The organism is Devosia alba (genome assembly GCF_039938915.1).
GTDB lineage: Bacteria > Pseudomonadota > Alphaproteobacteria > Rhizobiales > Devosiaceae > Devosia > Devosia alba.
In genome coordinates, this window is record NZ_JBDUUI010000006.1 from 182,538 (window position 1) to 208,868 (window position 26,331).

The window sequence follows — 26,331 nt, forward strand, 5'->3', positions numbered from 1 at the left end:
CGGGCTTTTCGTCGGCTTGGCTCGCTTTGTCGCTCACTGGAAGACTCCTCTGATCAAGACGTTGCTGATTGGTGCAACGCCATTGGCGATGGCGGGTTGCAGCGGCGCGTTGTCCGCCCTGGACCCGGCGGGCCCGCGCGCGGCCAATCTGGCGACCTTGTGGTGGGTCATGCTGATCGGCGCGACGCTGTTGTTTGCGCTGGTCATGGTGCTCCTGCTGCTGGCCTACACGCGAAGCGATTGGATCAGCCGCGTGACGCCGGGGCAATGGATTATCGGCGGCGGGCTGATGCTGCCCGTCCCCATTCTCGTGTTGCTGACTGGCACGGCGCTGGTGCTGGGCGAGCAATTGCTACCGCATGGGGAAGCGCCGGTGCGGGTGGAAGGCGAAGCCCGGCAATGGGCGTGGACGTTCCGCTATCCCGGGACCGCCATGCCGCCGACGGAGACCCTGCATATTCCGGCCGGTCAACCAGTGGACATCGTCGTGACAGCGCGCGACATGATCCATTCGCTCTGGGTGCCGCGGCTGGGCGGCAAGATCGATGCGATCCCCGGGCATCCCAATGTCATCCGGCTCGAGGCCGACGAGGCCGGAATCTATTGGGGCCAGTGCGCCGAATATTGCGGCGAAGGTCATGACGGCATGCAATTCCGGGTGGAGGCACACGATCCCGCTGCGTTTGCGGCCCTGATGGAGGGCGGCAACCCATGAGCCAGTCCAACCTCTCCCCTATTCGCCTGCACCGCGCGCTGAACGAGATATGGGGCACGCCGCCTGGTTTGGGGCGGTTGTCCAGCGTCAACCACACGGTGCTGGGGCGCCGCTTCATGGTGGTGGCGCTGATTTTCTTTGCCATTGGCGGCCTGCTGTCGATGCTGATCCGGGCGCAGCTGGCGACGCCCAACAGCGCGTTTGTTGGCCCGGAAATCTACAACCAGATCTTCACCATGCACGGCACGGTGATGATGTTCCTGTTTGCCATTCCCATGTTCGAGGGCTTCGCCATCTATATCCTGCCCAAGATGCTGGGTGCCCGGGATATGGCCTTCCCCCGGCTGACTGCCTACGGGTTCTGGTGCTATCTGTTCGGCGGCTCGATTCTGATCATCGCAATGCTGATGGGGGTGGCGCCCAATGGCGGCTGGTTCATGTACACGCCGCTGTCCTCGCGCCCCTATACGCCGGGCATCAACGCCGACGTATGGCTGCTGGGTATCACCTTTGTTGAAATCTCGGCCGTGACGGCGGCGGTGGAACTGTTCGTTACCATTCTCAAGGTGCGGGCGCCCGGCATGTCACTGATCCGTATGCCATTGTTCGCCTGGTACATGCTGGTGACCTCGGGGATGATGATCGTTGGCTTTCCGCCGCTGATCCTGGGCTCGATCCTGCTCGAACTGGAACGGGCGTTCGGGCTGCCGTTCTTTGATCCCACGCGTGGCGGCGATCCCCTGCTGTGGCAACACCTTTTCTGGCTGTTCGGGCATCCTGAGGTCTACATCATCTTTCTGCCTGCAGCCGGTGCGCTGTCGACCATCATCCCGGTCTTTGCACAGCGGCCAATCCTGGGCTTTCGCGCCATTATCGCCGCGATCGTGGCCATGGGGTTCCTCAGCTTTGGGCTTTGGGTGCACCACATGTTCACGGTGGGCATCCCCCACCTGGCGCTGGCGTTCTTTTCGGCGGCCAGCGCGCTGGTGGCGATACCGACGGCGATCCAGATCTTTGCCTGGATCGGCACGCTCGCGTCGGGGCGGCCGCGGTGGGACATTCCCATGCTTTATGTGGCCGGGTTCTTCGTGGTGTTCGTCATTGGCGGACTGACCGGCGTCATGCTGGCCATGGTGCCGTTCAACACCCAGGCACACGACAGCTATTTCGTGGTCGCTCATCTCCACTATGTGCTGGTGGGCGGATTCGTGTTCCCCATGCTCGCGGCCATCTATCACTGGATGCCCCATATTTCGGGGCGACAGAGCCTTTACCGGCTTTCGGTGCCGGCGTTCTGGTTCATCATGGTGGGCTTCAATCTCACCTTCTTCCTGATGCACCTGACCGGCCTGATGGGCATGCCACGGCGCATTTCCACCTATCCGTCCAACTGGGGCTGGGACTGGCTCAACCTGCTTTCGTCGGTGGGCAGCTTCATTCTCACCATGGGGTTTGCGCTGGTTCTGGCCGATATCGTGATGCAGTTCCGCTTCGGGCGGCCGTTTCGCCGCGATCCGTGGCACGCCGGGACACTGGAATGGGCGATACCGACGCCGCCGACCAACTATTCCTTTGCCGCCCTGCCGCGCATCGATGCCCCGGGGGATCAGTTGGCGCCGCGCCTCATTGGTCCGCAACTGGCCGGCGGGCGCGGCTATCTCGGTTTTCCGCGCGACGGCCAAATGGAGACGCTGGGCGTCGACATGGTGACAGGCGAGGCCGAGCAGCTGATCGTGTTGCCCCAGTCTAGCTTCCTGCCCCTGTGGACCGGACTGGCCACCGGCAGCATCTTTGTGGCGCTGCTGTTTGGCTTCTATTGGCTCGCGCCATTGGGAGCGCTGCTGACGGTGGCCCTGTTCCTCCTCTGGACCGTCAAGCTCGGGCGAAAACACGATAGCGGACCGGTTGACATCGGGATGGGCGAACAGGCGCCGCTCGATGTGGAATGCCCCGGCAACGTCACGGTGCTGGCCAACCGGACGGCCGTGGTGATGGACGCGATACTGTTTTCTTCGCTGCTGTTTGGAGGCCTCTTTCTGTTGGTTGTGGCGCCGAACTGGGATGGCTTGACGCCGCTCGACCTGCCCTTGTGGCTATTGGCACTGGCATTGGTGGCCAGCACGGCGGGAGCCGGCTTCAGCTGGCTGGCGCGCCGCACCAACGCAAGCGGATTGCTGGTTGGCGCAGCTGTGGCGCAGGTCCTGGCGGTGGTCGCGCTGGCGGTGTTGATGGCCTGGGTGCCGGAGCCGACAGGCCATGCGCGGCAGGCGACCATGTTCGCGCTTCTGGCCTATGCAACAATCCACACGGCACTTGGCGCACTGATGTCCAGCTACGGTATCTGGCGCGTGCAACAGGGGTTTGTATCGACGCGACGCAATACCGAACTGGTGCTGGCGTGGTTATGGAATGGCTATGCCGCCGCCGCACTGGTGCCCGCACTCGGCCTGGTGCTCATGCTGGCGCTGGCAGGAGAGGGCGCATGAGCGCGCAGGAGCGACGGGCGCTGCTGTTGCTGGTGGCAGGGTTCACTGTGTGGTCGGTCGCCTTCGTGGTGCTCTATGGCATGCAGGCACTTGGCTGTGCGTTCGGCTGGGGTGACTGGCATCGGCCCATGCTGATCGGCGCATACCTGATTTCGCTGCTGCCGCTTGGCTGGTTGGCGCGGCAGCGACCGTACAGCACCGGGGAGCCGGCAACCACGCTGTCGATCTCGGCGCTCTGGGCCAACCGGGCGGCGCTGGTGGCGGGGATACTGGTGTATTTTCCGGTGACCTTTGCGACAGTTTGCATCTGAGCGGCGGGCTTTTTGCCAGGAACCACACCCGCTCTCATTCGTTGGTCTCTCACACCACACAGGAGATATACCGATGGATTGGAACCGCGTTGAAGGTAACTGGAAACAGATGACCGGCAAGATCAAAGAGCAGTGGGGCAAACTCACAGACGACGACCTGGCCCAGATCAATGGCAATCGCGAGCAGCTCGAAGGAAAGCTCCAGGAGCGCTACGGCAAGGCCAAGGACGAGGTGAAAAAGGACGTGGACGACTGGTATGGTCGTCAAAGCTGGTAGACCAGCAAAGCAAATCAGCCCCGCCACGGTGCGGGGCTTTTTGTTGCCGCTAGACGCGCGCCCTTGCCCCTGGGGATGAAGGCAATCTTGGTGCCCGCTTCCCTATCCCGGGCCGCACGAACAGCTTTGGGACTGAAAATCTGGGATTTGGATGACGGGGCGACGACCTAGGCAGCCCCTTTGCCAAAGGACACCGCCCCGCAAATTGCGAGGCGGTGTTTCGATTTTGCGGCTCTTCGAGGCCGGGTTAGCTCGGTTGCACCAGGCCGGCATCCACCAGTGGCTGGATGGCCTGGATTTCCTGGGCCACCGTTGCCCGCATTTCATCCGGGGTATTGAGGACTGCCGCGACGCCGAAGGATGCGAGCAAAGCCTGCGACTCTGGGAGCGTGCTCCAGGCCTTTAGCGTGTCGTTGATCTTGGTGACGATCTCGGCCGGCATGCCCTTCGGGCCCACAATGCCAAACCAGAGCGTCTGGTCGTAGCCCTCGAGGCCCTGCTCGGCAACCGTCGGCACATCCGGCAGTTGAGCCAGGCGCTTGGCTGAGGTTACGGCCAGGGCCTTCAGCTTGCCTGCCTTGATATGCGGTATGTAATTGGCCGGCGCGTCGAGCGAAAACTCGATATGGCCGCCCAGAAGGTCGGCCATCAGCGGGGGCGAACCCTTGTAGGGCACGTGGTTGATTTCAACCCCGGTCGACTGGCCGATGATTGCCGCGCAGATGTGCCCCTTGGTTCCAGCCCCCGGATTGCCAATGTTCAGCTGGCCCGGGTTTTCTCTGGCATAGGTGAGCATTTCCTGCAGGGTGTTGGCCGGGGCGTTCATGCTGGCCGTCAAGAGTGCCGGGCTGGCCGCAAGCACCGTGATCGGCTCGAAGTCGGCTTCGGGATCATAGGCAAGGCTGGTCTGCACGACCTTGTTGGCCGCCAGGGGCGCGCTGCCGCTGACAAGAATGGTGTAGCCATCAGGCGCCGAACGGGCGAGCTTGCCCCCGGCCAGGGCGCCGGCAGCGCCGGCTACGTTTTCCAGGATAAATTGCTGCTTGAATTCGGCGGTCAGGATATCGGCCACAAGACGGGCCAGGATGTCGCTGGTGCCCCCCGGCGGATAGGCTGAAATCACCGTGACCGGCTTGCTGGGCCAGCTGTCTTGCGCAAAGGAAATCCCCGTCGAGGCCAATAGTCCTGCGGTGCCACCCAGGACGATGAATTCACGTCTTTTCATGTGCTTCCTCCTGCTTGCCCGATTTCAGATGCCCGGGTTTCGCTGTGATCAACCTAGCCCACCAAGGTGCCCGCCCAAATTCATGACGCTGACCGTTTCATCTCTCGAAACACCCGGCCCTAGCCCTCCCCGCAAGCCAGCGGTCTTCCCCGGCATGGAAGGCGGCAAGTTCGTCCGGCCGGTCGTCCCCCAGCAGATCCTGGTTGACCTGGATGCCGCGGCTGCGCTGGATATAGGTCAGAAACTTGTAGGAGGGCCTCATGGTATCGAGCAGGGCGCGGTCAATCGGCAATGGGGCGGACGAAAAGACCGGCGCCATGGTGTCGCGCTCGAACAGGACGTGGAAGCTGGCCAGCTTCCATTCCCCGGCCTCACGCACGGCCCGGGAGAAAAACCGGCAGAACACCTGAAAGTCGATCTCGGTGCCGTCCAGCGTCGCGCGATTGAAGATCATGGCTGGACTCTCCACGGTCGCCCGATCACCCCGCACCAGGGCGAAGGCCGGGAACACCCAGTGCTTGCTGTTGCCGGTGTTGCTCATCCATTTACGGCTTGCCTCGACATAGGCGTTGCCACCGGTTCCGTCATACCAGCTCGTGCGGACATAGGCGTCACGGTGGAAGCATGCCGCCATGACGTCGAAACGGCGCTGGTCGCGCGCAAATCGCTCCCGGCGAACGAGGTCGAACAGACTCTCGCGATCGAGATGGTCTTGCAGGCGTTTGTCGCCGATGGAGGTCATGTCCGTTCCTGATGTTTGTCGCGGGTTGCTCGCCACCCTGCCCCTGTGTCAATCGACTTCCTGCAGGCCTTCCTCCCGCACCCGGCGGAACGAGGGTAGCAGGATCGATACCAGCAGGACCGCGGCGATCAGCAGCGTGCCAATGCTCACCGGACTGGTGAAGAAGACGCTGGCATTGCCATGGGAGATCAACAGCGCGCGGCGCAGATACTCCTCCGCCATCGGCCCGAGAATCAGCGCCAGGATCAACGGCGCCGGCTCGGCGCCTGCCTTGCGGAACACATAACCCAGCACGCCAAAGAGCGTCATCAGGTAGACGTCGAAGGCGCTGTTTCTGATGCTGTAGACGCCGATGGCCGTGAACACGCAGATCAGCGGGAACAGATAGCGGTAGGGGATGGAGATCAGCCTGGCCCACAGCCCGACCAGCGGCAGGTTGAGAATGAGCAGCAGCAAATTGCCGATCCACATTGACACCACCAGCCCCCAGAACAGTGCCGGTTGCTCAACGAGGATATTGGGGCCGGGCTGCACGCCCTGGACGACCAGCGCGCCGATCATCAGGGCCATGGTCGCAGTGCCCGGCAGGCCAAGGGTCAGCATGGGAATGAAGGCGGTCTGCGCTGCGGCATTGTTCGCCGCTTCGGGCGCAGCGACGCCCTCGATAGCCCCTTTGCCGAACTCATCAGGGTGGTTGGAAATCTTCTTTTCGAGGGCATAGGCAGAGAACGAGGACAGCAGCAGGCCCGCCCCCGGCAAAACGCCCAGCAGGACACCGATGCCCGTACCCCGCAGGATCGGGCCGGTCATCCGCCGCCAGTCGTCGCGGGTCGGAAACAGCGAACTGACCTTGGCGATGCTGGCAGCGCGGGTACTCTCGTTTTCGAGGTTTGCAAGGACATCGCCCAATCCGAAAATGCCGGTGGCAATGACGACGAAGTTCAGCCCGTCCATCAGATCGGGCGAACCGAACGTATAGCGGGCCGCGCCTGAGTTCACGTCGGTGCCGACCATCCCCAGCAGCATGCCAAGGAGCACCATGCCAAACCCGGTAAGCAACGAACCCGACGTCAGGACCATCGAGGTAACAAGGCCCAGCACGATCAGCGAGAAATATTCAGTGGGACCAAAGCTCAGCGCCATGCCTGCCAGAAGGGGCGCGGCAATCACGATGAACAGGGTGCCCACGGTGCCGGCAAAGAAGCTGCCGATAGCGGCGGCGGCCAGGGCGCGGCCCGCCTTGCCCTGCTTGGCCATGGCATGGCCATCGAGCGTGGTCACCACCGAGGAGGCCTCGCCGGGCAGGTTCATCAGGATCGCCGTGGTCGAGCCACCATATTGCGAGCCATAGAAGATGCCGGCCAGCATGATCAAAGCCGTGTCGGCGGGCAATCCGAACGTGAATGGCAGCAGCATGGAGATGGTGGCGATCGGCCCCAACCCCGGCAGCACGCCGACGGCGGTGCCGAGCAACACCCCGGCAAAGCAATAGGTGAAATTGGTGAGCGTGCTGGCCGTCTGAAGGCCGAGCAGGAGCCCGCTGAAAATGTCCATGTCGAACTCCGGGAGTTATCAGGGGGCGCCCAGGACCGGCAGCCAGCTACCGACCAGCGGTATGGGCAGGCCCAGCAGGGTGACGAACAGAATGCCGCAGACGATCGAGAAAACCGCAGCTCCGGCCACTGCCTTCCAGCTCCACTCGAAGCGAACGCTGGCCGTGGCCGCGCCGATGCACAGCAACAGCACGGCGAGCGGCAGGCCCAGCTTGTCGAGCAGGAAGCCGAAGGCAATGATCGCGCCCGAGACGATGAAAAGCGGCATCGAGCGCGCCAGGCGGATAAGCTCCGACATGCCGAGGCGCGCGCGCAGCAGAATGCCGATGCCGGTGAGGGCCAGCAAGGCGGAGATCATGATCGGAAAAAAGCCCGGCCCCATCCGCCCCGGCGTGCCGAGCGGATAGTCGAGGCCCATCAGCAGGGCCGCCATGCCAATGGCCAGGAACAGGCCTCCCTGAACGACATCCTGAGTTAACTTCACGGGCACTCCTCCTGTGCTGACGCTTCGTTTGCCGGTCTTGCGCCGGCGTGTGCCTGCCTAGCCGGAATAGCCCAGCACGGCCTTGACCTCGAGATATTCCCGGAAGCCATAGATACCGAATTCCCGGCCATTGCCGGACTGCTTGTAGCCGCCGAACGGCAGGCTGCGGTCGAAGGCTGCGCCATTGAGATAGACACGGCCGGCCCGGATGCGTTTGGCCACCCTGAGCGCGCGCTCGGGATTGGTGGACTGGACAAAGCCGGCTAGGCCAAAGGGCGTGTCATTGGCGATCTCGATCGCCTCGTCCTCGGTCTCATAGTTGAGGATGGACAGAACGGGACCGAAAATCTCCTCGCGCGCAATGGTCATCTGCGGCGTGACATTGCCGAATACCGTGGGGTGCACAAAGTAGCCGTGGTTCATCTCGGCCGGGCGGCCTGGCCCACCGGCGACCAGCGTCGCCCCTTCGTCGATGCCGGCCTGGATGAGTTTCTGCACCTTGTCGAACTGGCCCTGGCTGACCAGCGGGCCCAGCGTCGTTTCCGGCAGCAGCGGATCGCCCAGACGGATAGCGGCGACAGCCGTCCGCGCAGCGTCGAATGCAGCCTCGCGCTGTGAAACGTGCACCAGCATGCGCGTGGGCGACTGGCAGTTCTGGCCGGCATTGGTGTAGCAGGCATGCACCCCGGCGATTACCGAGGCGCGCAGGTCGGCATCATCGAGAATGATGTTGGCCGACTTGCCCCCGAGTTCCTGCGCGACGCGCTTGACCGTGGGGGCGGCGAGCGTCGCCACGCGAATGCCGGCCCCGGTGGAACCAGTGAACGATACCAGGTCCACCTCGGGATGGGAGGCGAGCGCTTCGCCGACCGTGGGCCCGTCGCCATTGACGAGATTGAACACGCCCGGCGGCAGGCCGGAATCATGGATGATCTCGGCCAGGATCATGGCGCTGAGCGGCGCCATCTCGCTGGGTTTCAGCACCACGGTGCAACCGGTCGAAATAGCGGGCGCGACCTTGGAGGCAACCTGGTTGAGCGGCCAGTTCCATGGTGTGATCAGCCCACAGACGCCGATCGGCTCGTGGCGCACGATGCCGGGCCCCATGCGCTCCTCGAAGGCAAAGCTGCCGAGGACGCGGACCGCCTCCTCAAAGTGGAACAGCGCAACCGTCGCCTGGCGCTCGGTGGCAAAAGTGATGGGCGCGCCCATTTCGAGCGTCATGGTGCGGGCCAGTTCGGGAAGGCGGGCGCGGAAACCGTTGATGATGCCGCGAAGCCAGCCAAGACGCTGCTCGACACTGGTTTGGGAATAGCTGGCGAAAGCGCGGCGGGCCGCCTTGGCAGCACGGTCGACATCAGCCGAAGAGCCCAGGCTGATCCTGGCGAAGGTTTCCTCCGTCGCCGGGTTGACCACGCCAAGTATCGCGGGAACGGCGGGATCGACCCACTTGCCGTCAATATAGAATTTCAACCTGTCCATGCCGGCCTGCCTTGTGCCCTTCGGGCAATTACTGCCTCAGTAGTAGATCACCCGCCCCCAGCCGCAACGCGCAAGGCGGCGCGTTCCGTCAGGCGACGGCCCAGTCACAGATGCCGTCCCTCGTCCACCGGCACGACAATGCCAGTCGAACTGGTGAGATCGACGATGCAGGCAATGACGGCGCGCGCCACATCATCGGGTGTGGTGAGGTGGCCAAGCGGCAACCGCTCGGCCGTCTTTTGCAACTGCTCGCGTGTACGGCCTGGTACGAAGCCGGTATCCACGCCGGCCGGGGAAACCGAAAACACGCGCACCCTGGGCGCCAGCACCTTGGCCAGCGCAATGGTCAGGGCGTCCACGCCCGCCTTCGCGGCTACATAGGCGAGGCTGCTGCCCATGCCCGTGCGCGCTGCAATCGAGGAGACATTGACGATTGCCGCACCATTGCCGCGCTCAAGCAGACCGCGGAACGCGCGCACCATGGCGAAAGGCCCACGCAAATTGATCATCACCGTATGGTCGAATATCTCGTCGCTCAGGGCGGCAAGATCGGCGGCGGCAACCGGCGTCGTGGAGCCGCCGGAATTGACCAGCGCGTCGAGGCTCCCGAACCGCTGGTCGATGACCGTGGCGGCTTGGGTGATGGAATCGGCATCGTCCATGGCAATGCGCATGGCCAGGTGGCCACTGCCCGCGAGGCCCGAAACAACCTCGTCAGCCAGGGCCGACCGGCTGTTATAACCAATGATCACTGTCGACCCCAACGCTGCCAGACGCGCCGCCGTGGCCCGGCCAATGCCGCTGCTGCCGCCGGTAATCAGCACCGTTCGCGGCACCGCAAGCGGCGGAATCTCAATCAATGGCATGGCGATCTCCCCTCTCCTCGCAGCGCCCCAATGTCAGGCACCATAGTCCTTGAGCGCTGCCGTGGCGGCCGAGCGGATGAAGCCATGGTCGCTTGAAATCACCATGGCCGACGCGCCGATCGACGCGGCGAACTCAAAATCGGACTTGCTGGTCGGCAGCATCATGAGCGGCGTATTGGCCGCTTTGGCGGCCGCAGCCACGTGCCGGCTGATCTCGGCGACCTTGGTGGCTGCCTCAGGATCATCGCGGAACGAGGCGGTCAGATCACCCCGCCCGATGAACAGCGCGTCGATACCATCCACCCTGGCGATGTCGCCGGCGATGTCGATGGCGTGCTGGTCCTCGATCATGGGGATAACGGCAATCTGGCTGTCCTGCAGCGCCATATGCTTCACAGGTCCCGCGCTGCCCCAGTTGCTGGCCCGCGACAGGCCGACAAAGCCACGGCTGCCGCCCGAATAGTGGCTGGCGCGGACAATGGCAGTCGCTTTCTCCACCGACGCTACATGGGGCACCATGATGCCCATGGCCCCGGAATCGAGCGCGGAAAGCACCTTGGCCTCGGTGAATTCGGCAATGCGAACGACAGGGGCGAGGTTGGAGGCGCGCGCCGCAAAAATCATCAGCTCGGTCATGCCCCGGTCGAGGGCGGCATGCTCCTGGTCGATGATGATGAAGTCATAGCCGATCTGCCCCAACATCTCGATCACCTGCGTTGTCGGCAGCTTGACGAAAGTGCCGAACATGCGCTGACGGTCCAGCAGGCGTTGGCGGAACGAGGAAAAGTGGGGGCGCTGGTCGGACATGTGATCTCCTTGTGCGCCCTTTCTACACAACAGCCGGCATGGCACCGATCTTGAACGGCCGCCGTTTCTCTGTGCGAAATGCATCGGCCTCATCGTTTCTGTAAGCGAAACGCCGGGCGAAACCCGTTGCCGCGACGACAGGGTGAGTGGGACCAAGGTCGCCAATGCGTTCCGTTGCAAGGACCCAAGACGTGGCCAATCCAACTATCCTCACCTGCGCGGTGACGGGCAATATTACGACGCTCGAACAGACCCCTTACCTACCGGTAACGCCGGAGCAGATCGCCAATGCCGGCCTCGAGGCCATCCGCGCCGGCGCCGCGATCATCCATATCCATGTGCGCCACGATGATGGCCGGCCCAGCATGGAGCTCAAGCACTACCGCGAAGTGGTCGAGCGCCTGCGCGCGGCCGAGGAGGACGTTGTCATCAACCTGACGACAGGGCCCGGACAGCGCTTCATTCCCAGCGAGGACAATCCGAGCGTTGCCGCCCCCGGCACGACGCTGATCCGCCCCGAACCCCGAGTCACCCATATCGAGGCCCTCCGGCCCGAGCTGTGCAGCCTCGATTTCAACACCATGTATTCGGGCACCTCGGTGGTCATCAACACGCCGACCAACCTGTCGATCATGGCCGAGCGCATTCAGGCCGCTGGCGTCCGCCCCGAAATCGAGGCCTTCGACAGCGGCGATATCCAGCTCCTCAACGACATGGTGCGCCAGGGCCGGCTGGAAGCGCCGGTGTTTTGCCAGATCGTGCTGGGCATTCGCTATGGCGCGATCGCCACGCCCGAAACGCTCGCCTATCTCAGGAACCTGCTGCCGGCTGGGTCGAACTGGGGCGGCTGTGGGGTGGGCCGCTTTGAATTCCCCATGCTGGCGCAGGCCTGGCTTCTCGGCGGCCATGTGCGCGTCGGACTGGAAGACAACATCTTCCTGGAAAAGGGCGTGCTCGCCAAGAGCAATACCGAGCTGGTCGAGAAGGCGGTGCGCATCGTGCGCGACCTGGGCGGCACCATGGCCACTCCCGGCGAGGCCCGCGAAATCCTCGGACTGAAGAAGCAGGCGCCCCGTCCGGAGTGAGACCGCTACCGTTTGGCGTCAGCGCACAAGACAATCGAAGGAAGGACCACCATGTATACCGCTAGCGATCCCCGATCCACTCTGGCCGGAAGCGGGCCAAAGCCTGAGGCCAACTGGGTGCACACAAGCTTTTTTGGTTCCCAGCTGGCCCTCTTTTACGGAACCGAGCCCCAGGTCAGGGACGCCAGTAGCGAGACCTGGATCAGCCGCGGGCAGAATTTCGTCGTGGCCTATAGCAAGGGCCTGCAGGACGGTGCCTTTGTGCGCAGCGCGCAGCCCGATGAATATGCCGTCATCATCCCCGAGGCAGAAACGCGGGTCGAGATCACGACCGACGCCGGTACCGAGGTCGTTCCGGGATATTCCGTGGTCTTTATCCCACCGGGCAACAGCACCATCCGCATGTTGACCCCAGGCACGATCATCCGGCTTCTGACGCCAAAATCGGAGGACATGGCCAACGCAGCTTCGAACGCTGAGGCATTTCGGCAGGTGCATCCGAACGTGCCGCCGTTCCAGCCCTGGCCCGAACCGGCTGGCGGCTTGAAACTGCGGTGGTACACACTGGATGTGCCGGAGGATCCTTCCCGCTTCGGCCGCATCTACCGTTGCACCACCTTCATGGTGAACTTCCTCACCCCCCGCATCGGTCCGCGGGCCCGTGACAATGTCTCACCGCACCACCATGATGATTTCGAGCAGTGTTCACTGGCACTCAGCGGCGCCTTCACCCACCATCTGCGCTGGCCGTGGACGACCAACATGAATGTCTGGCGCGAAGACGAGCACCTCTATTGCGAGTCACCGTCGGTCTGCGTGATCCCGCCGCCCTCAATCCACACGACGACCGCCGAGGGTCCCGACGTCAACCAGCTCGTCGATATCTTCTCGCCACCGCGCCTGGATTTTTCGGCCAAGCCTGGCTGGGTGTTGAACGCCGACGACTATCCCATGCCGACACCCTGAGACGAAGCAGCCCTCTCCCGAGATCTCAAAAAGCCGGGATGCTTGATGCATCCCGGCTGTTCTTATTGATTGGTAGGGAGGCGCTGAGTTGGCTGATGTCAGGGTGCCAGGCCAACGAGGCGCGCGGGATTGTCCGCGACCATGGTGCGCACATCGGCCTCGCTGAAGCCCAGGGCCAGGCATAGCTTGATGGCCTGCCGCATACCCTCGACCGGCGTTGGATTATCGACCTGGCCGAGATCCGAGCCGATGGATGAATTCGCGACGCCCGCTGCCTCGATATGCTCCTTGAGCTCCTGGGGCGAATACACGTTGAAGCGCGAGTCGACATACATCGCCGCCGACTGTTCGACGATCACCCCCAATTTGGCGAAGTCGGCAATGTCGGCATAGGTGAAGTGCAGTCCATACATCGGATGGTTGATCAGCAGGCGCTTGATGCCACGACTGCGCGCCTCGTCAAACAGCTTCCAGATTTCCCAGACATGCAGGTGCCCCGACGACAGGATCACGTCGAACTCGGCGACCTTGTCGAGTATCTGCTTCACCGAATCCAGAATGTTGCCGAGTTCATCGACCACGGTCAGAGCCGGCGAAGCCATCAACTGGACATTGGACACGAGCCGCGACTTGCGATGTGAACTTCTGATGTGATTGGCGGCCTGCGCCGTTGGCATCCAGATCAGCTTGGCGCCCATCTTTAGCTGCGCATCGACCACATAAGGGTTGAAGCCGCCCGTGGAATTGTTGAGCACCAGGCCGCTGAACATCGAGAAGTCCGGATTGGCAATCAGTCGTTCCATCAACGGAATGAACGGCGCTGCGGAATAGTGGTGATCCTTGAACAGCACGCCGCGCATACCGGCCGCGATGGCCTCCTCGGCCGCCTGCAAATGGTCAAGCTGGCGCGGCATCGTGGATGGGCCGGAATGGACATGAAGGTCGATCGCGCCCCTGAGCAACCTCGCAGCAAGGTCCTCATCGACCCCCGCCATGAGGCGTCGCGCTTCTTCCCGGTTCTGCTCGCTCGTCGCCATTATGCTCTCCCGCATTGTACCGGTTCGGCATAGTGGTTGACGCTGGCGCGTCTCAACCTATAGTCCGCCCTGTTTCGTGCTACGAAACGAATTGCAGTCTCTCAGGGAGGGGTGCCGGTGGGTATCAGATCGATCGAACGCTGTTTGAATGTCCTGCTGGAATTGAACCAACAGCCGATAAACACGATCGCGCAGTTGCATGCCCGAACGGGCCTGCCCAAGCCCACTCTTGTCCGCATCCTCAAGACGCTCGAGGAGGCAGGTTACGTCGAGAACGACTCCCGCCAGGGCGGATATCAGGTCAGCGCCATGGTGACCTCGCTCAGCTCGGGATATCACAAGGGGCCTCTCGTCGTGGAGGCAGGTCGCGCCTGGGCCCTCGCCATCACCCGCAAGCACAAGTGGCCCATTGCCATCGCCCTGCCCGCCTATGACAGCATGGTGGTGCGCTTCAGCACGGTGCCCGACAGTCCGGTTTCGCCATTTCACAGCACGGTCAACATGCGCCTGCAAATGCTGACCCGAGGCCTGGGACTGGCCTATGCCGCCTTTATCGAAAGCGAAGAGTTCGACCTGATCCTCGACGTGCTGATGAAATCCGACGACCCCGAGGACGGGTTGAGCCACCATCCCGACCAGATCAGGCGATTGCTGGCACATATCCGCAAGGTTGGCTACGCAACCCGCTCCTCAATGGTCGAGCCGCGCAACTCCAACACCATTGCAGTGCCGATCATCAGCCACGAAGGACGCGTTCTCGCAAGCCTTGGCCTGACCTACTTCAAGTCCGCCTTCGCTTCCGAGCTTGAGGCCTGCGAGCGGTTCGCGCCCATTCTGCAGTCAGCCGCGATCGCCATATCCGATGACCTCGACCGACTGTCGAAGAACATGTCGGTCGATGTAACGGAGTTCGGCTCCATCGCCTGACGCGCCCTAGGGGCGCTCGGCTGCATGATCCGCACTGACCGCCAGGACGACCTTCCCCAGCTGTTCATTGGCGTCGAGCAGGGCGTGGGCCTGCCGCACCTCTTCGAGCGGGAAAACGGCGTGAATCCGGGTGACCATCCGTCCGTCCGTCAGCAGCGGCCAGGCCGCTTCCACCAAAGCCTTGGCGATCCGACCCTTATAGGCCGCGGGTCGCGGTCGCAGCGTCGAGCCGGTCAGGGTCAGCCGGCGACGCACGAGATCGCGGATATTGACCTCCGCCGTGGCGCCCTGGTGGCTGGCGATGAAAACCAGCCGGCCATCGGGGGCCATCAAATCCAGTTGTTGCTGCACATAGGGGCCGGCCTGCGCATCGAGAGCCACGTCGAGGCAATGCTCGCCGGCATGCTGCCGGATGGCATCGGCCCAATCCTGCCGATAGTCGAACACGGCGTCAGCGCCTAGCTCAAAACAGGCTGCGCGCTTTTCGGCACTGCCCGCAGTGGCGAAGACGCGGGCGCCGCGCAGCAGCTTGGCCATCTGGATGCCGGCCATGCCGACGCCGCTCGTGCCGCCCTGGATCAGCAGCGTCTCCCCCTCGGCCAACCGGCCAAGCCAGATGATATTGTTCCACGCCGTAAAGAAGGCCTCAGGGAGGGAAGCCGCCTCAATGAAGCTGAGGCCGGCTGGTATCGGCATGCATTGCACCGCCGGGACGACCACGAAATCCGCATAGGCGCCGCCATTGGTCAGCGCACACACGAAATCCCCCACCTTGGGCGAATCGACCCCTTCGCCGATAGCGGCTACCCTTCCCGCGGCGTCGAGCCCAGGGATATCGGTCACACCCGGCGGCGGGGGATAGAGTCCGCGCCGTTGCTGGATATCGGGACGGTTCACGCTGGCGGCATAGACCTCCAGCAGCACTTCGCCCGGACCGGGTACAGGGACCGCCCGCTCGACGATGTCGAGGACTTCCGGCCCACCTGGCCGGGTAATTTGAACGACACGCAAACTCGCCCCTCCTTGCTTCTCCAGCCCCGCTATCACTTTGCGACGCGACCGCATATCGGCGCATCTCGCGTTTTCGCAGGATGAAACGCGAGCGCCGAACGGCGCCGGTCATTCCGCCAGCCGAAACTGCGGCTGATCCACCTTGTTCCCCAGCCCTCCTGCCGCGAGGGTTGGGTGTCGACTCGGCGACCAAGTAACGTCAGAAATCGATCACCACCCAACGAACTGCCGAGCCATGACCATACATTCCGACCTCCTCGCCGCCTTGATCTTCCTCGTCTTTGGCACACTCGCCCTGGCCATCGGCTATAGCTATGGCTTTGGCACCCTGGCCGCGCTGGGTTCGGGCGCCATGCCCATGCTGGTTGGCGCGGGCCTGTTCGCCATGGGCCTTGTGCAACTGGTGCAGACCAGCGCCGCTCGCCGCAAGGGGCAGCAGGTCGTCTCGGCTTTTTCTCGCCGGGAGACACGGCCGCTGTTGTTCATTCTGAGCGCCATTCTGGCGTTTGGGCTGCTGATCGACCGCGTTGGACTGCTGCCATCGCTGGCGGCGCTGGTCGGCATCAGCTGGTTCGCCGATGAGAGCGGTCGCAAACGCGAGTTGCTCGGTGTCCTGCTGGCCGTAGCCGCACTCATCGTCGCCATCTTTTACCTTGGCCTGGGCATCCCGTTCCGCCTCGTCGCCTGGAGATTCTGAACATGGACCTCATTTCCTCGCTGGCCATGGGCCTGCAGGTGGCGGTGACGCCGGTCAACCTGATGTACTGCCTGTTGGGCGTCACCCTGGGAACCGCCATTGGCGTCTTGCCGGGTGTTGGCCCCATCATCACGATCTCGCTGCTGTTGCCGCTGACTTTTGGCCTCACGCCCGAAGCATCAATCATCATGCTTGCGGGCATTTTCTACGGCGCTGCCTATGGTGGCTCCACCACCTCCATTCTGGTCAATCTACCCGGCGAGGCATCCTCGGCCGTGACCTGCATCGATGGGCACCAGATGGCGCGGCAGGGACGCGCCGGCGCCGCGCTCGCGGTTGCAGCGCTGGGCTCGTTCTTCGCCGGCACCGTGGGCACACTGCTGATCGCGCTGGCCGGGCCACCCCTTGCCGGCATCGCCATGCGGTTCGGCGCTGCCGAATATGCCGCCCTGGTCTTTGTAGCACTGCTCAGCACCGCAGCGATGACGCGCGGCGGCGTGATCAAGGGGATCGGCGTTGCCTTGCTGGGCATGGTCTTTGGCACCGCGGGCTCGGACGTTTCAACCGGCATGTTCCGCTTTACCTTCGGCATTCCCGAACTGCGCGATGGCGTTGAATTCGCTGTCCTGGCCGTGGGCCTTTTTGCCGTGGCCGAGATCATCGGCAATATCGGCGAACCACAGGGTGAGGCCGTGGCCTCAAGCAAGATCGGCCGGCTCTGGCCGACCCGCGACGACTTCCGGCGCTCCTGGCCCGCCGTGCTGCGGGGCACCGGGCTCGGTTCCTTGCTGGGCGTGCTGCCCGGCGCCGGCCTCGCCATGAGCTCCTTCACCGCCTACATGATGGAAAAAAGCGTCTCCAGGCAACCGGAGCGCTTCGGCCTTGGCGCCGTCGAAGGCGTCGCGGCCCCCGAGGCCGCCAACAACGCCGCCTCCCAGACCGCGTTCATTCCGACGCTGCTGTTGGGCGTCCCCGGCAGTCCGACCATGGCGCTGATGCTGGGGGCCTTCATGATCCACGGCGTCCAGCCCGGTCCGCGCATGATGGGCGATCACCCGCAGCTGTTCTGGGGGCTGATTGTCTCGATGTGGGTCGGCAACCTGTTGCTGGTCGTTCTCAACCTGCCGCTGATCGGCCTGTGGGTCCGGCTGCTGCGGGTCCCCTATCACTGGCTCTACGTCTTCGTGCTGGCCTTTGCCTGTGTTGGGGTATTCACCCTCAGTTCGTCGGCCTTCGACATCTATTCCCTCGTCTTCTTCGGCGTGCTTGGCTACCTGCTCAAGGCGGCAGGCTGCAATCCGGCGCTGTTCATTCTCGGCTTCATCCTGGGCCCGATGTTTGAGGAGAACTTCCGTCGCGCCATGACCCTGTCGCGTGGCGATCCTCTGGTATTCCTCGAGCGCCCGATCAGCCTGGTGCTGGTGCTCATCGGGGTGGCGGTGCTCCTCGCCACGACCACTTCCTTCGTCCGCCGCGGCCGGGCCGAAGCAACAGACTAACCACCAATGCCAACCGCAAAAGAAGCTACGCCGCGACAGTGTTGCGGCGTAGCTTTTTTGCGTGGGCGTTCCTGACAGATTGCGGCGTGTTCAGAGCGCGTCGCGTTTGGTGATGGGTCCAGGCAGTCCTGATGGTGAGCCTGTGGAACCACGCGATCGGGCGCTTGGAGACCCGTGTGCCATGACCTTGCCCTTCGACAAGCCCAGGACGAGGTCTGCTCCGTGAATCTGGTCTCTGCGCTGCGCCTAGCGCCGCAGCGGCGCCAGCAGAGCCTCGACGTCGGCAATTTCATCCATGCGCAGCAGGCCGTCGATGAGCTCGTCGGCCAGGTCAGGGGCGAGGAGGCCATCGATATTGGAGCGGAACTTTTCGATATAGACTGCCTCGCTGGCCGGATTGCGCGCCGTGCCCAACATATCTTCCACCGTGTGGGTGAGCACCCGCCCGTCGGCCAGTTCGACCGTCACCACGCCCCGGGAGCGACTGGTGTCGGCTGCGGCGATGGGATCGGGCAGATAGGTAACCTTGTCGGCCAGCAGGTTGATGACCGGATCGCGCAGGCTCGCTTCGGCATAGGCGGACTTGTCGAAGCGCCCCAGGGCCAGCGCCTCAGCCACGGTGTGCTGCAGGCTGATGCGGCCGTGCCAGGAGGTGCGGGGCCGCCGCTTGTCTTGCACCGGCTCGCATACCGTACGGAACGAGCGCGGCATGATCTCGCAGCGGATTTCCTTCACCGCTGCCGGATCCACGCCATATTGCTCGCGCAGTGCCAGCGCTGCGGAAATGAATGGCATCAAGGTATAGGCGCAGGGATAGAGCTTGGGGGCGATGTTGAGCACCTCCCAGCGCGAACCCAGTTCCCGGGTCAGCGCCGCGAAATCGAAGCTCTCGGCCGCCTGCACATGGCTGCGATACCAGCCGAAACGGCCCTCGAACACCGTAGCCGGGCCCGAAATGCCGTGCTTGGCCAGCGCGACCGCGCGCACGGCGGCGGACGCAGCAAAGCCCACATGCATGGTCTTGGTCGAGGTGCCATCCTCGAACGAGGCGATCGACCCCGCCGACAGGCTGGCGGCCGTGCCCACGGCATCGGCCATCTGCTGGCGCGGCAGTTGGCGCAACCGTGCTACGGCATAGGCGGCGGCAAAGACGCCATAAACGCTGGTGGGGTGAAAGCCCATTTCGTGCATGCGCACCGGGGTGACCATGCCGAGCCGGCAGACGATCTCTGAGCCAACGAGCAGCGCCTCCAGCAGCGCCCGCCCGGACATGGCGCCGGCCTGGGCTATCGGCAGGGCCGCCGCGGCGACGGCGCAGGTGGCATGAATATTGGTGGCAAGGTGAGTATCGTCGAATTCGAGCACCGCCGCGGCCACGCCATTGATGAAGGCGGCGCTGGCAGGCGCGGTTTGTTGCTTGTCCATCATGGCATGGGCGCCCCGCCCCCCGGCATCGGCGTCAGCGACGGCGCGGCGTGCCGAAGCCACGCTGGGATGGCTGTCGGAAGCGATCATGACGCCCACCACGTCGAGCAGCCGCAGCCGCGTATTGTGAATGACCTCGGCCGGAGCCGCGTCCAGCGAAAAGCCGATTGCCCAATCGGCAAGCTCGGAACTCAGGCCAGCCATTATCTACCTCGATATGCATCTGCAGGACATGGAAAAGCGTCGGCCGGCAGCATGGTTCTGGTGCTGCCGGCCGTCATATGGCGCGTGATTATTTGGCCAGGCCCAGCCCGGTCAATATCTCGTCGAAGCGCTCAAAGTCCGCCCGCAGTGCGGCGTCGAGTTCGGCACTGCCCATGAACCGCGGTGAAACGCCTGCCTTGGTCAGCTTGTCGATGAACTCGGCATCGGCGCTGGCGTCCTTGAGCGCGGTCTCGACCCGGCTCACGACTTCTGCCGGCATGCCTGCCGGCCCCATGATCATCTGCCAGCCAGTGCCGCTGATGCTGTTGTAACCGACGGAAGCGAGCGCGGGAACATCGGGGAATTCAGGCAGTTGTTCGCCGCCGGGAACGGCCAGCGCAGTGACTGTGTCCTGCCGTGCCTGCGGCACTGCAGCGGCATCCATCATGAACTGCACGTCGCCGGCAAGCACCGCCTGCACCACGTCCGCAGCACCCTTGTAGGGAATATGGGTCGCCTCAAGGCCCATGGCGCTGAGCATGTCCACCGTCGCCACATGGCCGGTCGAACCGACGCCGACCGAGCCATAGTTCAACTCGCCGGGATGTTCCTTGCCATAGGCGACAAACTCTTCGACGGTCGTGACCGGCAGGGATTTTGACGCCACCAGCATGCGCACCGCCTCGCTGATATTGGCGATTGCGACAAAGTCCTCGAAGGGCTCGAAGCCGACATCGGCAAGATGGGGGGCCGTGGTGAAGATGGCATTGCCTGCCAGCAGCAAGGTGCTGCCATCGGCAGGCGCGCGCGACGCCTGCTCTGCGCCGATCGTGCCGCTGGCGCCGCCGATGTTCTCGACGACGACGTTCACCCCGAGGCGTCGGCTGAGTTCATCGGCCACCAGACGCCCGACGATGTCACCAGCGCCACCGGCCGCATAGGGCACGATCATGGTCACCGTGTCGGCTGGATAGGCCTCCTGCGACACAGCAGGCGCGCTGCTCGTCGAGATCAGCAAGGCTGCCACCACTGCGGCGCCCACGGCTTTCATTTTGGTCTGCATTATTGTTTTTCCTCCCGTGCATAGGGCACTACCCCAGCATGCCATTTCCGAGGAGATAGCGCACATGGTGCTGCGGCGCATTCCGTTCAGCGAAACATATGGCTGTGGCACCGTGGTTGTGGCTGGTCGGTTATCGCAGGGTCTTCGAGCGTCAAACTTCAGAAGGTCGGGGACCGGGCCGATAGGCTTCTGCATCTATTTTGCCCAACGCACCATCCGCGCTCACCAAAATTCGTGCGTCCTGTTCCAAGGGTTAAGACGTTGAGCCACACACAGCTTGCAGCGCTGGATTTTTTGCGTAGCGCCACAATGTCAGCTAGAGAGACGGCAATCTGGGGGATGTCTTGGTGAACACGATGCGAGCGCGCGTGGTTGCGATATAGCCTCTGGTGTTCTTCGTATCCACGCAAGGCAGTTGAGGCCTCATGTCGACCAGAATTGTTCCCGTTATCCTCGCCGGTGGTCAGGGCACTCGTCTGTGGCCAATGTCACGGGCAACACGCCCCAAGCAGTTCATCGAGTTGATGGGCAACCGTTCGCTGTTCCAGCAGACCCTGGAGAGATTGGGCGGACTGGAGCAGTATGATGCACCCATCGTCCTGACCAATGAACAATACCGCTTCGTTGTTGCCGAGCAGGCCCAGGAAGCCGGCATTGCGCTCGGGGCCATTCTGCTCGAGCCAGCAGCGCGCAATACCGCCGTCGCAATCGCATCTGCGGCCCAATACGCGCTCAGCCAGAACGAAGATGCAGTGCTTCACATTCTCGCCTCCGATCATGCCATCACAACTGACGGAGCCTATTATGACGCCGTCAAAACGGCCGAAGCCGTCGCCCGCGACGGGTGGCTGGTGACCTTCGGCATTGTGCCTGCCGCCCCCGAGACGGGGTACGGTTACATCGCCGTCGGCGAGGCACTCGGTCGCGGCGCCAGCAAGGTTGGCCGCTTCGTGGAGAAGCCCGACCTGGCCAAGGCCGAGGCTTTCCTCGCCGATGGCAGCTACGTGTGGAATTCGGGCATGTTCATGATTGATGCCAGGACTTTTATTGCCGAGTGCGAGACCCTGGCGCCTGAAACGGCAGAAGCGGCGCGGCGGGCGGTCGAATTGGCACGGGTCGATCTGGACTTTGTTCGGCTGGACGCAGGCGCGTTCGAGCTGGCACCAAACATTTCCGTTGACTACGCCATCTTTGAAAAGACCAGCAAAGCGGCGGTATTGCCCGTCAGCTTCGCCTGGTCCGACCTTGGGTCGTGGGACGCGGTGTGGAAGGCGCACCAGGCTGACGCAGCAGGCAATGTCCTGCTCGGGCCAGCGCTATTGTCGAACACCACCAACTCCATGGTGATGACAAATGGAGCCCATGTTGTTGTCGAGGGATTGGACGACATCGCCATCATTGCCAGCGAAGATGCAATCTTCGTTGGCCGCCTGTCCCAGGCGCAAAGGGTCGGCGCATTGGTGAAGTCGCTCAGGGCCGACCCTGCCACGCAGGCTCTGACAGAGATCCACAAGACCAGTTACCGGCCATGGGGCGGATATTCATCGGTACTGATGGGTGACAGGTTTCAGGTGAAGCGGCTATTCGTCAAATCGGGCAAGAAGCTCTCGCTGCAAAAACACCACCATCGCTCCGAGCATTGGATCGTCGTCAAAGGCACTGCCGAGGTGACTATCGATGGCATTGTGTCGACGTTGAGCGAAAACCAGTCCATCTACTTGCCACTGGGGTGCGTGCACCGGCTCGCCAATCCCGGCAAAATCGAGCTCGAGCTGATCGAGGTCCAGACTGGTTCCTATCTGGGCGAAGACGATATTGTACGCATCGAGGATGATTTCGGGCGGGTTGGATGAAGTGAACATCGGCCCATTGGATCTGCTGATGACGATAGAACTGTAGCTCTACATTGTGACGTCCATGCAGGAGGGCGCAGGGGAGAGATCGTGATGGTCACGCACCTCTCAAAAAGCTCCGATTCGGCGCCCCAAATCCGGCAGCCGGCCGTCATCATGTTGGCCACGACTCGGTTCCTTCCCAAGTGGTACTGCGCCACTCTGGCGAGGCGCTACGGCTACAGATATGCTGACGCGGTGTCGGCAAGCTGTGCGGTATGTCAACCGGTCGCGCCAACCGGTGAATGCATGTTCTCCAGGAACCATTTATATGTATCGGCAATGCCCTGCTCGAGGCCGATCCTGGGTGACCAGCCCAAGCCGCGTATCACACTGGCATCCATCAGCTTGCGTGGCGTACCATCCGGCTTGGAGGTATCTCGGATGATTTCGCCTTGGTAGCCGACGACCGTTGACACCAGTTGTGCCAGCTCGAGAATCGAGATGTCTTCCCCTGATCCAACATTGACGTGCTCGTGACCTGAATAGTTTTTCAACAGGAACACCAGCGCGTCGGCACAGTCATCGGCATGCAGAAACTCACGGCGCGGCGTCCCCGATCCCCAGATCGTCACCGTCTCGCTGCCCGCAATTTTGGCTTCATGCGTCTTGCGGATCAGGGCCGGCAGCACATGGCTGGAAGTCAGGTCAAAATTGTCGCCAGTGCCGTAAAGGTTGGTCGGCATGGCAGAAATGTAGTCCCGGCCATATTGCTTGCGATAGGCCTGCGCCAATTTGATGCCGGCGATCTTGGCAATGGCATACCATTCATTGGTGGGTTCGAGCGGCCCGGTCAGCAGCGCGCTCTCCTGGATCGGCTGGGGTGCCATCTTTGGATAGATGCAGCTTGACCCCAAGAACAGCATCCGATCCACGCCGTTTTCATGCGCGGCCTGGGTGATATTGGCTTCGATGATCAGATTGTCGTAGAGAAACTCTGCCGGCAATGTCTCATTGGCCAGGATACCACCGACCTTTGCCGCCGCCATGACGATGGCATCGGGGCGGGCTTCGGCTAGAAAATCCTCGACTTGCGATTGTCGTTTGAGATCGACGCGGTCGCGGCCGGCCGTGATGACCTCGCAGGCTTCCGAAGCCAGTCGTCGCACCAGAGCGCTGCCAACCATGCCGCGGTGACCGGCGACCCAGACCTTCTTTCCTGCCAGGTCGTACATGTCAGGCTTCCTTCATCACCATCGAGCTCTGCATGACCTCTAGATCGGCCCGTACCATTTCTGCAGCCAGTTGCTGGACCGTGATCGATGGGCTCCAGCCAAGCTGCTGTTTGGCCTTGCTTGCGTCACCCAGCAGCAGTTCCACTTCGGTGGGTCGGAAATACCTTGGATCGACCGCTACGCGCAGTTCGCCAGTGGCGCGATCAACGCCGCGCTCCTCTAGGCCTGTTCCTTGCCAGTCGAGCATGATGCCGGCTTCTTCAAAGCTCCAGGTCACAAAGTCGCGCACCGGCGTCGTCACCCCGGTGGCCAGAACATAGTCATCGGGGATTTCCTGCTGCAACATCAGCCACATGCCCTCGACATATTCGCGCGCGTGACCCCAGTCGCGCTTGGCATCGAGATTGCCCAGATAGAGGCACTGCTGCTTGCCCAGCTTGATGGCAGCAACGGCACGGGTGATCTTGCGCGTCACAAAGGTCTCACCACGCAGTGGGCTTTCATGGTTGAACAGGATGCCGTTGGAGGCATGCATGCCATAGGCTTCGCGATAGTTGACGACGATCCAATAGGCATAGAGCTTGGCCGCAGCATAGGGAGAGCGCGGATAGAACGGCGTGGTCTCGCGCTGCGGTGTTTCCTGGACCAGGCCGTAGAGCTCGGACGTCGACGCCTGATAGAAGCGCGAACTCTTTTCCATTCCCAGTATGCGCATAGCCTCAAGCATTCGAAGCGCACCAATGCCGTCGGCATTGGCAGTATATTCAGGCGTTTCGAATGAGACCTGAACATGGCTCTGCGCCGCCAGGTTGTAGATTTCGTCCGGACGCGTTTCCTGAATTACGCGGATCAGGTTGGTCGAATCCGTCATGTCGCCATAGTGCAGGATCAGCTTGGGATCGACATCATGGGGGTCCTGATAGATGTCCTCGATCCGCCCCGTATTGAAGGACGAGGACCGACGCTTGAGCCCATGGACCTCATAGCCCTTTTCCAGCAGCAGGCGCGCCAGATAGGCGCCATCCTGGCCGGTGACGCCGGTGATCAAGGCTACTTTGGAATTCGACATGGCTGTTAACCCAATACTTGGTGTTGGCTGAAAGGCAGCTTGCTTTAGCGCACCACTCCCCAAAAGGCAGCGCCCTTATTGCTCTTTACAGGGGAATGCGACTGCGACAAGGCTAGATGCAGCTGCCGTGAGGTCGCTGTGAATATCCAGACCGCAGAGCTTGGCGCCAAGGCATGGTCAATTGCCAGTCCCACTTCGCCGGGGGAGTACGGACCTTACAACGTCGGGCGCGCAGCAGACATTTCTTCTCGCGCCCCAGCCCCGGCCGCTAGGACAGCTATCGCCAGCGGCAGCACTGCCGCCGCAGCCAGGATCCACTCGAAATCCGGCAACTGCACAGCTAGCACAGCTAGAGGCAGCGCCCACAGCAGGGTGGCAACGCCATAGACAATGGCAACGGGCCGATGGCCGAATCGCCGGGACAGGCGCTGGTAAGCGTGCTGCCGGTGCGCAGCCCAAGGTCTCTCGCCACGCGCCGCCCGGCGGACAAGGGTGACGGTGGCATCGCTGATGAAGACGGCCGCCATAGCCAAGACTGCGCCATAGCCCAAAATGCCACGGCCAACCAGGGTTAGCATCACCACGAGGATGACGAACGCGAGGAAGTTGGAGCCGGCATCACCCATGAAGATGCGGGCGGGCGGCCAGTTGCTGAGGAGAAAACCGGTGGAGGCCCCGACTGTGGCGACCCCGAGCAGCCAGACCGGCTGCCCGATCACGCCGCCCTCGGCCGAGAACCACAGACCCAATGCGCCGGCCAGGATCAGTATGGCCTGGCTACCGGCCAAGCCATCAATGCCGTCCATGAAATTGAACAAGTTGATCCACCACAGACAGGCGACGACGAGGAAAACGCCGAGCGCGGCCGCACTCAGTTGATAAAACCAGAACTGCAGTTCGGGTAGTGGCCACGCCAAGGCGACGGTAGCTGATACGACAACGATCTGCATGATCAGACGGATGGCAGGACTGAGGTCCCAGACGTCGTCAGCAATGCCCAGACCCGCAATAACGCTGCCGAGAGCCAGCCATAGAGCGGCACGGAGTGGAAACTGCCCCAGCAATACAAGCGCAAGGGCGCAGCCGACGACAGACACAGCCACCGCCGCCCCGCCACCGGTCGGCGTCGGCACGATGTGCGAGGACCGTTCGTTGGGAGCCTGCACGAGCCCAAGCCTGGGCGCCCACGCAATGAGCAGCCGCGTTATCGCCGAGCCGAGCAGGAGGGCGATCACAAACAACAGAAACGTACTCAAGCAAGCCATCCTGTTGCACGGGTAAAACGGCTTGTATGTGTCACTAGTAGGACCACAGCGTCAAGCGACTGCCAAGA

Annotated in this window: 24 protein-coding genes; 10 read left to right on the forward strand and 14 right to left on the reverse strand. The window is 62.8% G+C overall.

The features are described from left to right. Nucleotides 1–109 precede the first annotated feature (109 nt). From coxB to ABFY71_RS11145, 4 genes are all read left to right on the forward strand, one after another. A complete protein-coding gene (coxB, locus tag ABFY71_RS11130) occupies nucleotides 110–715 on the forward strand; it encodes a cytochrome c oxidase subunit II (protein WP_347946049.1) in 606 nt (201 codons plus the stop codon). Beyond that, nucleotides 712–3,201 carry a cytochrome c oxidase subunit I gene (gene ctaD / locus ABFY71_RS11135; protein ID WP_347946050.1) on the forward strand — a complete coding sequence of 830 codons (2,490 nt, stop codon included), beginning with the start codon at nucleotides 712–714 and terminating at the stop codon, nucleotides 3,199–3,201. The genes coxB and ctaD overlap by 4 nt, the downstream gene beginning before the upstream one ends. After that, a complete protein-coding gene (locus tag ABFY71_RS11140) occupies nucleotides 3,198–3,512 on the forward strand; it encodes a hypothetical protein (protein ID WP_347946051.1) in 315 nt (104 codons plus the stop codon). The genes ctaD and ABFY71_RS11140 overlap by 4 nt, the downstream gene beginning before the upstream one ends. Nucleotides 3,513–3,585: 73 nt before the next feature. Continuing rightward, nucleotides 3,586–3,789 carry a CsbD family protein gene (locus ABFY71_RS11145; protein ID WP_347946052.1) on the forward strand — a complete coding sequence of 68 codons (204 nt, stop codon included), beginning with the start codon at nucleotides 3,586–3,588 and terminating at the stop codon, nucleotides 3,787–3,789. A 247-nt stretch (nucleotides 3,790–4,036) separates the two neighbouring features. Here the strand turns inward: ABFY71_RS11145 and ABFY71_RS11150 are convergent, their stop codons facing one another. The 7 genes from ABFY71_RS11150 to ABFY71_RS11180 all read right to left on the reverse strand — a co-directional run bounded on the left by ABFY71_RS11150 (nucleotide 4,037) and on the right by ABFY71_RS11180 (nucleotide 10,948). Continuing rightward, nucleotides 4,037–5,014, reverse strand: a complete 978-nt coding sequence (locus tag ABFY71_RS11150; RefSeq protein ID WP_347946053.1) for a Bug family tripartite tricarboxylate transporter substrate binding protein — start codon at nucleotides 5,012–5,014, stop codon at nucleotides 4,037–4,039. A 97-nt stretch (nucleotides 5,015–5,111) separates the two neighbouring features. Beyond that, nucleotides 5,112–5,756 carry a nuclear transport factor 2 family protein gene (locus tag ABFY71_RS11155; RefSeq protein WP_347946054.1) on the reverse strand — a complete coding sequence of 215 codons (645 nt, stop codon included), beginning with the start codon at nucleotides 5,754–5,756 and terminating at the stop codon, nucleotides 5,112–5,114. A 48-nt stretch (nucleotides 5,757–5,804) separates the two neighbouring features. Beyond that, nucleotides 5,805–7,310, reverse strand: coding sequence for a tripartite tricarboxylate transporter permease (locus ABFY71_RS11160; RefSeq protein ID WP_347946055.1), 1,506 nt, complete (start codon nucleotides 7,308–7,310; stop codon nucleotides 5,805–5,807). A gap of 18 nt (nucleotides 7,311–7,328) precedes the next feature. After that, the gene (locus ABFY71_RS11165) at nucleotides 7,329–7,793 is read right to left on the reverse strand and encodes a tripartite tricarboxylate transporter TctB family protein (protein ID WP_347946056.1); all 465 of its coding nucleotides are present in this window, start codon (nucleotides 7,791–7,793) and stop codon (nucleotides 7,329–7,331) included. A 57-nt stretch (nucleotides 7,794–7,850) separates the two neighbouring features. Continuing rightward, on the reverse strand, nucleotides 7,851–9,275 hold the full coding sequence (locus ABFY71_RS11170) for an aldehyde dehydrogenase family protein (RefSeq protein WP_347946057.1): 1,425 nt from the start codon (nucleotides 9,273–9,275) through the stop codon (nucleotides 7,851–7,853). 104 nt (nucleotides 9,276–9,379) lie between these two features. Beyond that, nucleotides 9,380–10,141, reverse strand: coding sequence for an SDR family NAD(P)-dependent oxidoreductase (locus tag ABFY71_RS11175; RefSeq protein WP_347946058.1), 762 nt, complete (start codon nucleotides 10,139–10,141; stop codon nucleotides 9,380–9,382). Between the two features lie 33 nt (nucleotides 10,142–10,174). Further along, entirely contained in the window at nucleotides 10,175–10,948 is a 774-nt protein-coding gene (locus tag ABFY71_RS11180; RefSeq protein ID WP_347946059.1) for an HpcH/HpaI aldolase family protein, read from the reverse strand. Nucleotides 10,949–11,139: 191 nt separating this feature from the next. Here ABFY71_RS11180 and ABFY71_RS11185 point away from each other — a divergent pair, with 191 nt between their 5' ends. Both ABFY71_RS11185 and ABFY71_RS11190 read left to right on the forward strand, forming a co-directional pair. Next, the gene (locus ABFY71_RS11185; protein ID WP_347946060.1) at nucleotides 11,140–12,033 is read left to right on the forward strand and encodes a beta-keto acid cleavage family enzyme; all 894 of its coding nucleotides are present in this window, start codon (nucleotides 11,140–11,142) and stop codon (nucleotides 12,031–12,033) included. Nucleotides 12,034–12,084: 51 nt separating this feature from the next. Further along, nucleotides 12,085–12,999: a cupin domain-containing protein gene (locus ABFY71_RS11190; protein ID WP_347946061.1), complete on the forward strand. Its 915-nt coding sequence runs from the start codon at nucleotides 12,085–12,087 to the stop codon at nucleotides 12,997–12,999. 98 nt (nucleotides 13,000–13,097) lie between these two features. Here ABFY71_RS11190 and ABFY71_RS11195 read toward each other — a convergent pair whose 3' ends face one another. Continuing rightward, nucleotides 13,098–14,036 carry a DUF6282 family protein gene (locus ABFY71_RS11195; RefSeq protein WP_347946062.1) on the reverse strand — a complete coding sequence of 313 codons (939 nt, stop codon included), beginning with the start codon at nucleotides 14,034–14,036 and terminating at the stop codon, nucleotides 13,098–13,100. A 117-nt stretch (nucleotides 14,037–14,153) separates the two neighbouring features. On the opposite strand from ABFY71_RS11195, the gene ABFY71_RS11200 reads away from it, so the two are divergent. Beyond that, entirely contained in the window at nucleotides 14,154–14,963 is an 810-nt protein-coding gene (locus ABFY71_RS11200; RefSeq protein ID WP_347946063.1) for a helix-turn-helix domain-containing protein, read from the forward strand. Nucleotides 14,964–14,969: 6 nt separating this feature from the next. Here ABFY71_RS11200 and ABFY71_RS11205 read toward each other — a convergent pair whose 3' ends face one another. Next, nucleotides 14,970–15,974: an NAD(P)H-quinone oxidoreductase gene (locus tag ABFY71_RS11205; protein ID WP_347946064.1), complete on the reverse strand. Its 1,005-nt coding sequence runs from the start codon at nucleotides 15,972–15,974 to the stop codon at nucleotides 14,970–14,972. Nucleotides 15,975–16,209: 235 nt separating this feature from the next. Here ABFY71_RS11205 and ABFY71_RS11210 point away from each other — a divergent pair, with 235 nt between their 5' ends. Together ABFY71_RS11210 and ABFY71_RS11215 are read left to right on the forward strand one after the other, a co-directional pair. Next, nucleotides 16,210–16,671: a tripartite tricarboxylate transporter TctB family protein gene (locus tag ABFY71_RS11210; RefSeq protein ID WP_347946065.1), complete on the forward strand. Its 462-nt coding sequence runs from the start codon at nucleotides 16,210–16,212 to the stop codon at nucleotides 16,669–16,671. A gap of 2 nt (nucleotides 16,672–16,673) precedes the next feature. Next, nucleotides 16,674–18,170, forward strand: coding sequence for a tripartite tricarboxylate transporter permease (locus ABFY71_RS11215; RefSeq protein WP_347946066.1), 1,497 nt, complete (start codon nucleotides 16,674–16,676; stop codon nucleotides 18,168–18,170). A 246-nt stretch (nucleotides 18,171–18,416) separates the two neighbouring features. Here the strand turns inward: ABFY71_RS11215 and ABFY71_RS11220 are convergent, their stop codons facing one another. Beyond that, a complete protein-coding gene (locus tag ABFY71_RS11220; RefSeq protein ID WP_347946067.1) occupies nucleotides 18,417–19,799 on the reverse strand; it encodes an MmgE/PrpD family protein in 1,383 nt (460 codons plus the stop codon). An 88-nt stretch (nucleotides 19,800–19,887) separates the two neighbouring features. Next, entirely contained in the window at nucleotides 19,888–20,862 is a 975-nt protein-coding gene (locus tag ABFY71_RS11225; protein ID WP_347946068.1) for a Bug family tripartite tricarboxylate transporter substrate binding protein, read from the reverse strand. A gap of 425 nt (nucleotides 20,863–21,287) precedes the next feature. Here ABFY71_RS11225 and ABFY71_RS11230 point away from each other — a divergent pair, with 425 nt between their 5' ends. Beyond that, nucleotides 21,288–22,715: a mannose-1-phosphate guanylyltransferase/mannose-6-phosphate isomerase gene (locus tag ABFY71_RS11230; RefSeq protein WP_347946069.1), complete on the forward strand. Its 1,428-nt coding sequence runs from the start codon at nucleotides 21,288–21,290 to the stop codon at nucleotides 22,713–22,715. 260 nt (nucleotides 22,716–22,975) lie between these two features. On the opposite strand, the gene fcl is transcribed toward ABFY71_RS11230, so the two are convergent. The 3 genes from fcl to ABFY71_RS11245 all read right to left on the reverse strand — a co-directional run bounded on the left by fcl (nucleotide 22,976) and on the right by ABFY71_RS11245 (nucleotide 26,233). Then, nucleotides 22,976–23,929, reverse strand: coding sequence for a GDP-L-fucose synthase (gene fcl / locus ABFY71_RS11235; RefSeq protein WP_347946070.1), 954 nt, complete (start codon nucleotides 23,927–23,929; stop codon nucleotides 22,976–22,978). Between the two features lies 1 nt (nucleotide 23,930). Beyond that, nucleotides 23,931–24,998, reverse strand: coding sequence for a GDP-mannose 4,6-dehydratase (gene gmd, locus ABFY71_RS11240; RefSeq protein ID WP_347946071.1), 1,068 nt, complete (start codon nucleotides 24,996–24,998; stop codon nucleotides 23,931–23,933). Nucleotides 24,999–25,213: 215 nt separating this feature from the next. Continuing rightward, entirely contained in the window at nucleotides 25,214–26,233 is a 1,020-nt protein-coding gene (locus ABFY71_RS11245; RefSeq protein ID WP_347946115.1) for an MraY family glycosyltransferase, read from the reverse strand. Nucleotides 26,234–26,331 lie beyond the last annotated feature (98 nt).